This window comes from Caulobacter sp. B11 (assembly GCF_002737765.1).
GTDB lineage: Bacteria > Pseudomonadota > Alphaproteobacteria > Caulobacterales > Caulobacteraceae > Caulobacter.
In genome coordinates this window covers 1-8,777 of the sequence record NZ_PEGG01000102.1, presented here as the reverse complement: position 1 = coordinate 8,777, position 8,777 = coordinate 1, and the positions used below count along the sequence as shown (strand labels likewise).

The 8,777-nt window shown below is 66.5% G+C and carries 7 protein-coding genes and 2 pseudogenes; 2 read left to right on the top strand and 7 right to left on the bottom strand.

The window, feature by feature from the left end:
- Nucleotides 1–293: alpha/beta fold hydrolase (locus tag CSW58_RS05705; RefSeq protein WP_236627665.1), on the top strand; the 293-nt coding region annotated here is incomplete at its 5' end.
- 25 nt (nt 294–318) lie between these two features.
- On the opposite strand, the pseudogene CSW58_RS05700 reads toward CSW58_RS05705, so the two are convergent.
- Nucleotides 319–1,427, bottom strand: a pseudogene (locus CSW58_RS05700) (phytase).
- A gap of 179 nt (nt 1,428–1,606) precedes the next feature.
- On the opposite strand from CSW58_RS05700, the gene CSW58_RS05695 reads away from it, so the two are divergent.
- A complete protein-coding gene (locus CSW58_RS05695) occupies nt 1,607–3,787 on the top strand; it encodes a TonB-dependent siderophore receptor (protein WP_236627664.1) in 2,181 nt (726 codons plus the stop codon).
- An 84-nt stretch (nt 3,788–3,871) separates the two neighbouring features.
- Here the strand turns inward: CSW58_RS05695 and CSW58_RS05690 are convergent, their stop codons facing one another.
- The 6 genes and pseudogenes from CSW58_RS05690 to CSW58_RS15670 all read right to left on the bottom strand — a co-directional run.
- Entirely contained in the window at nt 3,872–4,681 is an 810-nt protein-coding gene (locus tag CSW58_RS05690) for a PleD family two-component system response regulator (RefSeq protein ID WP_099446637.1), read from the bottom strand.
- An 80-nt stretch (nt 4,682–4,761) separates the two neighbouring features.
- Nucleotides 4,762–5,901 carry a hypothetical protein gene (locus CSW58_RS05685; protein WP_099446636.1) on the bottom strand — a complete coding sequence of 380 codons (1,140 nt, stop codon included), beginning with the start codon at nt 5,899–5,901 and terminating at the stop codon, nt 4,762–4,764.
- Between the two features lie 71 nt (nt 5,902–5,972).
- A complete protein-coding gene (locus CSW58_RS16105) occupies nt 5,973–7,067 on the bottom strand; it encodes an ATP-binding protein (protein ID WP_369825092.1) in 1,095 nt (364 codons plus the stop codon).
- Nucleotides 7,064–7,657: a hypothetical protein gene (locus CSW58_RS16100; protein WP_369825091.1), complete on the bottom strand. Its 594-nt coding sequence runs from the start codon at nt 7,655–7,657 to the stop codon at nt 7,064–7,066. Before CSW58_RS16100 ends, CSW58_RS16105 begins: the two co-directional genes overlap by 4 nt.
- 135 nt (nt 7,658–7,792) lie before the next feature.
- A complete protein-coding gene (locus tag CSW58_RS15680; RefSeq protein WP_255406554.1) occupies nt 7,793–8,326 on the bottom strand; it encodes an adenylosuccinate synthetase in 534 nt (177 codons plus the stop codon).
- A 246-nt stretch (nt 8,327–8,572) separates the two neighbouring features.
- Nucleotides 8,573–8,707: pseudogene (locus CSW58_RS15670) on the bottom strand (adenylosuccinate synthetase); the annotation flags it as partial.
- Nucleotides 8,708–8,777: the final 70 nt, after the last annotated feature.

The following is an 8,777-nucleotide window of genomic DNA, read 5'->3' as shown; positions in this document are numbered from 1 at the left end:
CTGACCAGCCGGATCCAGGCCATGACCCAGAGGCTGGCCGGGACGTGTTCCTGCGCCAGAACGGTCTGGCCCGCGCGGACGGCGAAGCGCCCCTGCGCGCCCTGCGCCGCCCGATCCTGATCCTCGCGGGCGACGCCGACCAGATCACGCCGCTGGCCGGGCAGCAGGCCATGGCCCGGGCGATCCCCAGGTCACATCTGCGGATCATCGCCAGGGCCGGCCACATGACCCCGATGGAAGCGCCCGAAGCCGTGACCCTGGCCCTGCGCCACTGGCTGGCCATGCCGGCCTGAGGGGTCCGGCGATCCCCGAAGGGCTCTAGTTCAGCCCGAGCGCCAGCTTGACCGCCCGCCAATCGACCAGCTTGAAGTTCTGCCGCACGCGCGCCGTCGAGGGCGCCTCGCCCTCGGCGTCGACATCATCCTGCATGACCACCAAACCCTCGCCATAGGGGCCGACCACGCCGCCCAGCGCGGCGACGCCGTCGGTGCCGGTCACACCGTCGATCCCGTTCGCGCCCACCACGGAGAACCGACCGCGATAGTCCGGCGCGTCGCCGTCCACCCGCCAGACGGCGAAGGCGCTGTCGCCCTGGCTGGAGGCGATCAGCCAGGTCTTTTCGCCCTCGCGCAGCAGGGTCAGCCCCTCGACGTCTGGCTTGAGCATGGCCGACGGCGCCGCGGCCACCTGGACGCGCGCCGCGCCCTTGCCGGGTCAAGGTCATAGCGCCAGATCCCCTTGGCCTCCTCGCCGACATAGAGCGCGCCCGTGGCGTCATCGACCACGCAGCCCTCGGTCTGGCTGCCGACCGCGAAGCGCTGCTCCTCGGTGGCGACGGGCTGGCCGTCGGCGCCGACCGTGATCGCCACCTGCCGCACCTGACCGTCGGTGCCGTTGACGATGACGATGAAGCGCTCGCCCCGCCGGCCCATGCACAGGCCATAGGGTTCGGCGAGGTCAAGCTTGGCCAAACCCCAGGGCGCCACCTTCAGCGTGGCCGGATCCATCAGATAGAGCGCAGCGCCGAAGCGCCCGCGATCACTGGCCGCGACCAACACCCGTTCGCCCGCCGGCGTGGCCAATCCGCCACGCAAATCGACATTGTTAAGCTTGCCGTCCGGCAGGAAGCCCGTGATCGCGCCGCTCAGATCGTACGTGTAAAGACCAGCCTGCTTGTCGGTGCCGAAGATCACCACGCGGGAGGGGTCCTTGGGGTCCGCCCAGATCTCGGGATCATCCGCCGCGTCGGCGCGCTGCGTAGCCACCGATTGCGTCTCGGCGGCGACCGGAACCGGCGTCCCGACGCCGACCAGAAGCTTGCCCGAATCCGACCGCGCTTCGGGATCCAAGATCGCGCAGCCCGACAGGGCCAGGGCAGAAATCCAGACGATCGACACAGAATTGAGATAAAACTGTCGGAAAAACATCACTAGCCCCATGACCTTGGCGAATTTATGCCCCGCCGCGTGAAACCACGCGCGAACGGCCCCGTCAACGGCCGCGCCGAGGATGGGGATAAGCACCATGAACAAGACCGCTCTTTTCGCTCTGGCGGCCCTCGCGCCTCTGGTGTTGGCCGAGAACGCCTTCGCCGCCGATCCGACCGATGCGCCCATCGCCACCGCCGATACGCCGGCAACCGCCTCGGAAGTCGTCCGTCCAGGCCAAGATCGCCTATCGCAACCGCTCCGAGCAGACCGCTCCGGTGCTGGAGTACGGTCTGGACTATTTCCAACGCTTCGAGCCCCTGACTGCGGGCGACGCGCTGAAGCGCGTGCCCAGTGTCACCTTCCTGTCGGATGTTCTGGAATCTGACGGCGCGCGCCTGCGCGGCCTCGACCCCGGCTACACCCAGATCCTGATCAATGGCGAGAAGGTTCCCGGCGCCGGCGCCGACCGTTCGTTCTTCGTCGACCGCATTCCCGCCGAAATGATCGAGCGCATCGAAATCGTCCGCAGCGCCTCGGCCAACCGTAGCGGCGACGCCATGGCCGGCGCGCTAAACATCGTGCTGCGGGACGCTTACGCCCTGGACGGCGGCTTCATCCGGGCCGGCGGCATCATGCTCAATGACGGCCGTATCCGCGAGACGCTCGGCGCGGTGTGGGGCGGCGAGGTCGGCCCCGGCCGCCTGTTGCTCGGCGCCAATATTCAAGGACGCCGCAACCCCAAGGAAAAGACCAGCTGGCGCTATGACGAGCCCGGCGCGTCGCTCAACAATACCGAACTGCAATCGGACGTTCGCAACGGCACCGACTATTCCTTCAACGCCAACTACCGCGTGCCCGTGGCCGGCGGCGAGCTGGACCTGAGCGGCTTCTATGTCCGCACCGACCGCTTCGCCGACGAGGACTCCCTGGAATATCGCGGCGGCCGCGAGCGGATCGCCGATCTGTTGACCGTCAACGACAACGACGTCGACATCCAGACCGACAACTGGTCGGTCAACGGCAAGTTCAAGCGCGAGATGTTGGGCGGCGAAACGGCCGTGAAGCTCGGCTATTCGGTGTTCACCGACAGCCAGTACGAGTTCGAGAACGAGATCGAATATCTGCGCGACGCCATTCCCTTCCCCGACGGCGACCGCTTCACCGCCGACAAGGCCCGCACCGAACTGGAAGACAAGGAATTCACCGCCAAGCTTGAGCACAAACGCGCCCTGGCCGGCTTTGACGTGGAATTCGGCGCTCAGTACCAGCAGAAGGACCGCGACATGCTGATCACCGAGATCCCGCGGAACCGTTACAACCTGCCGAGCGCCAACCCGCCCGCCGACAAGGCCTATGCCCCGGTCCTGGGCGGCGACAGCGCCATCAAGGAAACCCGGCTTGACCCCTATGTCATGGTGTCGGGCAAGGCTGGCGACGTGAAGTGGGAAGCGGGCCTCCGCTACGAGACCACTGACGTGGATATCCAGGACGAAACCGTCGCCCCGGCCCTGCGCGCCTTCTCGACCGACTATGCCATCCTGCTGCCCTCGGCCCACCTGAAGTGGAACCTGACCGGCAAGGATCGCATCAGCGCCTCGGTGGCTCGCACCGTCCGCCGCCCGGGCTTCGACCAGATCTCGCCGGTCACCCTGGAAGAAGAGTTCGGCGACAACGACTTCGTCGGCAACCCCAATCTGAAGCCCGAAACCGCCTGGGGCCTGGATGTTGGCTATGAGCGTCGCCTGGGTTCGCGCGGCGTGGCCGGCGTCAACGTGTTCTATCGCGACGTCACCGATCTGATCGAACTGACCAGCATCGGCGCGGGCTCGGCCGGCGCGCCTGCCCTGGCGCTGCAGACCCAGAACGTCGGCGATGGCTCGGTGATGGGCGTCGAATTTGACCTGTCGACCCCGCTCACCGCCTTCGGCCTGGAGAACACCGGCGTGTTCTTCAACTACTCCTGGCTGGACAGCGACATCGACGACACCTTCGGCGGTCGCAAGTTCAACGACCAGTCCGACTATGTGCTGAACCTGGGCTTCATCCAGGATCTGCCCACCTTCGGCGGAGCCTTCGGGGCCACCTACCGCAAGCAGGGCGAAGCCTATGGCCGGATCATCGGCGAGGAAGTCACCACCACCTACGGCGCCGACCTCGAACTGTTCGTGGAAAAGCGACTTGGCGAAAAGATCACGGTACGCCTGACCGGCTCAAACCTGCTGAACGCCAAGAAGGAAGAAACCTTCAACAAGTTCGGCAGCACCGCCGATCAGAAGACGCGCGCCTTCGACGAATACGAGCTGGAGAGCGAAGAAGCCGGCCCTGTGTTCCAACTGATCGCACGCATGGCGTTCTAACGCCCTCCGCCGGGGTCGCCGGAAATGGAAAGGGCGGCGTCCCCCGGACGCCGCCCTTTTTTTGTCTGAAACCTGCAGGCGATGTCAGGCCGCGCCGCGACCACCGTTGCCTTCCGGGGCCATGAAGCCCATCAGGGCGTCGACGCGCTTGAGCAGTTCCTGACGACCGAGGGTCTCGGCGGTCGGACCGTCGGTGCAGGCGGCCAGGGCGTCGGCGGCCTGCACCAGGCGCGGCTCCTTGACGGCGAGGCCGATCTTCTTGAGCTCGACGGCTTGGGCGGCCAGAGCGCGGCGGGCCTGATTGGGATCGGAGTCGAGCGCCTGGGCGGCTGACTTGATGATCCGCAGCGCCTGCGACAGGCGCGCGGCGACGGAGCCGGCCGCGTCGGCCTTTCGCTTGCGCGGCCCCTTGTACTCGGCGGAATTGAAGCGGCGGCGGTCGGGACCGACATATTCCACCGCCTCGACCCAGTCGCGCGGCTTCAGGGTCACGGCCTCCAGCCGTCGTTCCAGATCCTTGATCGTGAAGGGCTTGCGCATGAATTCATGCACGCCGGCGTCGCGCGCCCCGAAGATCGCCTCGGCCGTGGCTTCGGCGGTGCACATGATGATCGGGTTCTCGCGGCAGGCCAGTTCGCTGCGACGGATCTTGCGGGCCAGGGCCTGGCCATCGCAGCCCGATGAGGCCTGCTCGACAAAGATCAGCATCGGGTCGGTGGTGCGGGCCATGCCGTAGCCGGCCTCAACCGTCGCGGCGCTGTAGATCTGGATCGGGCCGACATGGCGCAGTTGGTCGCCGAGCAGGCGAACGGCCGCCGTGCTCGGATCAACGATCAGCACCCGTTGAATTCTCGCGAAGACGCGCTGCAGAGTTCGTGGATTGTCGTCGAACACGCGACTCGGGAGCTCCAACTGGACGTAACGGCAGTCTAGGTGATGGTTGGTAAAAAACCCCTTCCCAAAAGGGCGGTGTCCTAACCGGGAAGGGTGACGCTCAGGCTGGCGTCAAAATCCTGCAGGATGTCGACGGCCTCGTCGACATGGACCATCAGGGCCGTGCCGAGCGGGAAACGATAGCGCCAGAAACTGGCGATATGGGCGATGACTCCGACCTTTTCACCGAGCGACAGGAACATCTCGGGCGCGCGCCACAGGAACGCGCGGAAGGCCTGGGGCTTGCCGTTTTCGATCAGGTCTTCGAACGCGTCGTCATAGACCTTGATCGCCCGCAGCACCGAATTGCGCTCGGCGACGATGCTGACCTGCAGGCGGCGTCGCACGTCATCGATATAGCGGGCGGTTTCGGTGTCGCGATTGCCGGTGACGGTCAGCCGGCCGATTTCATCGGCTACGCCCGACAGCTGCGACCAGAGCCGGTCCAGCATCCATTTATAGTAGAGGAAGCCCTTCCAGCTGAAGACGCCCTCCTTGAAGCTGTCGCCCTCCATCACCAGGGTCTGGCGCAGCGGCTCCAACCGCTCGTCGACATCGGTCGACAACAGCGCCTCGACGAGGCGGGCCGTGTGGGCGCCGTTCATCTGGCCGCTGTCGCGATAGGCCAGGGCGATCAGGCGCGACATCTCGGTGATGACGAAGCCCTGCATCTGCTCCAGATCGCTGGACGACAGGGCGAAATAGCAGGGGGCGACCACGACGCCGTGGCGGCGAAGGTGCTCGCGCAGCAGGAAAGGATCGAGCGACGGCAGCTGATCGATCATCCGCAGCGTGGCCAGGTCGCGAGCCATATCGGACGAGTCGCTGCAGGCTTCGCGCATCAGGTCCACCCAGCCGCGCTGCCCGACGAAGAAAGACTGGCCGCCCAGGGCCAGGTCGCTGCGCTCGAAGGGGATAATGATCTTGGTGGCGTTGGGACGGGCGTCTTCAAACAGGAACAGGTCGTCGGCCCGCAACCGATGGCGCACCACCATGGCCGAGTTCAGTACGCGGTTCCGGAACATCGGCGCTTCGGCGTAGTCGGGCCGCTGGCCGCTGGCCGCCTGGATGGCCAAAAGATTCAGCACCCTGCTGGTCGACGCCGTGCGTTCCAGGGCCCGCAAGCTACGCGTCAGCCTGTCAGCCTTTTGGACCGGCTTGAGTTTTCGTCCTGCGGACACGTGTTCTCGACCTCTTGCTCAGTTCGTCTGATAGCGCGGCGGCGGCTAAACAATCGCTAACCGAACGGCGATCAGTGAACGCGCCGCAATCTTGGGACGTCTTCGATCTCGACCTGCCGTCCAGCCTGGCGCAGCAGCGCCACCGCCTCGAGCAGACCCGCCGGCTGGATCGGCTTGGCGTGGGCGTCGTCAAAGCCCAGACGAACCAGACGCTCGGCCTCGCCCGCCATGGCGTCGGCGGTCAGGGCCATGATCGGAATATCGACGCGGCCGGCTTCACCCGCCCGAATGCGCCGAACCGCCTCGATTCCGTCCATGTCGGGCATGTGGACGTCCATCAGCACGACGTCGAAATCCTCGACCCTCAGGCGCGCCAGGGCCTTGCGACCGTCGCTGGCGGTGGCGATCACGGCCTGGGCCGCCTCGAGGATCGCCCGCACGACGGTCAGGTTGATCGGGTTATCGTCGACCACCAGGACCCGGGCATGGGTCAGGTCCAGGGTCGCCCCCGCCAGGCCGGCCAGAGTCGGGGGCTCGACGGCGGCCAGCGGCAGGTAGACCGTGAAGACCGACCCTTGCCGCGGCACGCTTTCGACGGTGATGCGTCCGCCCATCAATTCCGCCAGCTGGCGACAGATCGTCAGACCCAGCCCGGTGCCGCCGTGCCGGCGGGAGGTTGAGCGGTCGCCCTGGATGAACGGATTGAACATGCGCGTCTGCTGGTCGAGGCTCAGGCCGACACCCGTGTCGCTCACCGTCACGATCACGCCGCCCGCCGCATCGGGGGCGATGCGAACCGCCACCCGCCCGGCATCGGTGAACTTCAGGGCGTTGGAGACCAGATTGAGCAGGATCTGCCGCACGCGCATCGGATCCCCGGCCAGCCAGGTCGGGGTCTCGGGGTCGATCTCCAGCGCCAACTCCACCCCCTTGAGGCGGGCGGTCTCGCTGCAAACCAGATGTAGTTGGCCGCTCAGCCGGCGAATATCGAAGGCGACCACCTCCAGTTCCAGCTTCCAGGCTTCGATCTTCGACAGGTCGAGGATGTCGTTGAGAATGGTCATTAGCCCGTCGCCGGACTGGACGATCATCTCCAGATAAGCGGCTTGGCGAGCGTCCAGCTTGGTCTGGCCCAGGGCGTGGGCGATGCCCAGAACGCCGTTCATCGGGTGCGGAGCTCGTGGCTCATCATCGCCACGAAGGCCGACTTGGCCTGACTGGCCTCATCGGCCTGGGCCTGGGCCTTTTCCAGCGCCAGGGCGCTGGCCCGCAGCTGGCGGGTGGCCTCCAGCACATAGGCGCCAAGAGACACCAGGATGACGATCACCACGACCCTTTCCCACCCGGTAAAGCCGCCGAATACGGTGGGCGCGAGCAACAGGGCCGTGAACGGTCCCGGCATCATGGCCAGCAGCGCCGACCGGCTGACAACAGCGTATTTCAGCCCCTCGACGAGCAAGCCAAACAGGATGACCAGGGCGGCGAACTGCATCGCCGGCGTGCCGTGGATCCAGCTGAGCGCGGCCATCACAGACCACAGAGTGCTGAACGCCGCCGGCGGGCCCAGCCGTATGAGCAGCGAGGTGCGGCCGTCTGGGCGTGGCTTGAACCGCACCTGCAGCACCAGCAGCCAGGCTTCGAGGGACAGATTGGCCGCCATCCAGGCCGCAGCCACCGGCCAGCCAAAATTGGCGGCCAGCAGACCGCCGACCATGGACATGGCCAGAAGGCGACTGACGCGGCCGCGACGGCTCATGGTCAGCGAAGCCCCCTCGCGACCGTCATCCAGAAATTCCCGCAGACCCAAGCGCCCCACCCTCGCAACGTCAACTGCCAAGGTAAGCGAACAAGGTTCACCAAGCGTTTAGATTACCGGCCCAGCGGCCCGGCTTCACCCCTGAAACGGGTCGCGCATCAGGATGGTGTCATCACGCTCGGGGCTGGTGGACAGCAGGGCCACGGGCGCGCCGATCAGCTCTTCCACACGCCGAACATACTTTACCGCATTGGCGTTGAGATCCTTGAAGGAACGCGCGCCGGCGGTGCTTTCGCTCCAGCCGTCCATCTCCTCATAGATCGGCGTGGCGGCCTGCTGGTCGCGCATGCCGGCCGGCAGATAGTCGACGACCTTGTCGCCGATCTTGTAGCCGACGCAGATCTTCAGGGTCTTGAGGCCGTCCAGCACGTCCAGCTTGGTCAGAGCCACCCCGTGGATGCCGTTGATGGCCACGGACTGGCGCACCAGCACGGCGTCGAACCAGCCGCAGCGACGAGGGCCCGGCCGGTATTGACCCCGACCTCGCGACGACGGTCGACAGATGCACGCCCACTCGTCAAAGAGCTCAGCCGCGAACGGACCTTCGCCGACCCGGGTGGTGTAGGCCTTGACGATGCCCAGCACGTAGCGCCGTCGCCGAAGGGCCATGCCGCTGCGGCCGAGGCCTGGCCCGCCACGGTGTTGGACGAGGTGACAAACGGATAGGTGCCGTGGTCCGACGTGCGAGCAGCGCGCCCTGGGCGCCTTCGAACAGGATACGGCGGCCGGCCTTGTAGGCCTGGTCCAGGACCCGCCAGGCGGGCTGGGCATAGGGCAGGACACGCGGGGCCAGGTCATCAGCGCGTCAAACAGTTCGTCGCCATTGGCTTCCGGCAGGCCCAGGCCGCGACGTAGGGCGCAGTGGTGCGACAGGAGGCGTTCGATCTTGGGCCTCAGGGCCTCCGGATCGGCGAGGTCGGCGACGCGGATGGCCCGACGGCCGACCTTGTCCTCATAGGCTGGGCCGATGCCGCGGCCGGTGGTGCCGATCTTCTGGCTGGAAGCGGCCTCGCGGGCCTGGTCCAGATCCTTGTGGCAGCGGCAGGATCAGACAGGCGTT

Bases quoted from the DNA above. Each gene is read 5' to 3' on its own strand.
- CSW58_RS15680 (WP_255406554.1), bottom strand. From the start codon at position 8,326: ATGGCCCTTCGGCGACGGCGCTACGTGCTGGGCATCGTCAAGGCCTAC.
- CSW58_RS16100 (WP_369825091.1), bottom strand. From the start codon at position 7,657: ATGAGCCGTCGCGGCCGCGTCAGTCGCCTTCTGGCCATGTCCATGGTC.
- CSW58_RS05695 (WP_236627664.1), top strand. From the start codon at position 1,607: ATGCGCCCATCGCCACCGCCGATACGCCGGCAACCGCCTCGGAAGTCG.
- CSW58_RS16105 (WP_369825092.1), bottom strand. From the start codon at position 7,067: ATGAACGGCGTTCTGGGCATCGCCCACGCCCTGGGCCAGACCAAGCTG.